The organism is Pantoea sp. R13S299 (assembly GCF_048515925.1).
In the GTDB taxonomy this organism is placed as follows: Bacteria; Pseudomonadota; Gammaproteobacteria; order Enterobacterales; family Enterobacteriaceae; genus Pantoea.
Genome location: NZ_JBLYEF010000012.1, coordinates 1 through 603, shown reverse-complemented (window position 1 = coordinate 603; position 603 = coordinate 1). Strand labels below are relative to the sequence as shown.

General features: G+C 52.1%; 1 tRNA gene and 2 rRNA genes. All 3 read right to left on the bottom strand.

The annotated features are described in order from the left end of the window. Window positions 1–98 (bottom strand): 23S ribosomal RNA (locus tag ACN1CO_RS22365); the annotation flags it as partial. 230 nt (window positions 99–328) lie between these two features. Then, window positions 329–403 (bottom strand) — tRNA-Glu (locus ACN1CO_RS22360). An 89-nt stretch (window positions 404–492) separates the two neighbouring features. Further along, window positions 493–603: ribosomal RNA gene (locus ACN1CO_RS22355) — 16S ribosomal RNA — on the bottom strand; the annotation flags it as partial.

Below are 603 nucleotides of genomic sequence, written 5' to 3'. Positions count from 1 at the left end.
CGGTTCATATCACCTTACCGTCGCTTTACGCAGATTAGCACGTCCTTCATCGCCTCTGACTGCCTGGGCATCCACCGTGTACGCTTAGTCGCTTAACCTCACAACCCACAGGCGTTTTACAACGCTGTAAGTCACGAGCATTTGAGAGACTCGAACGCATCGCATTGTCATTCCTTATTACGGAGGAATGACGCGGTGCGTCGTTTCAATTTTCAGCTTGTTCCGGATTGTTAAAGAGCAAATATCTCAAACGCGGCCCGGGTGCTTACGCAGCCAGAACGGTTTTGAGATACTGTATGGAGACACCTTTCACCTGTCACCAAGCAGGTGGCGTCCCCTAGGGGATTCGAACCCCTGTTGCCGCCGTGAAAGGGCGGAGTCCTAACCGCTAGACGAAGGGGACACAATCGTGTCACGACTTCGCAGCCGTCCTGCTCATTACTTTTTTATCAGACAATCTGTGTGGACACTGCGCGGGAAGGTATCTTCAGGTAAGGAGGTGATCCAACCGCAGGTTCCCCTACGGTTACCTTGTTACGACTTCACCCCAGTCATGAATCACAAAGTGGTAAGCGCCCTCCCGAAGGTTAAGCTACCTACTTC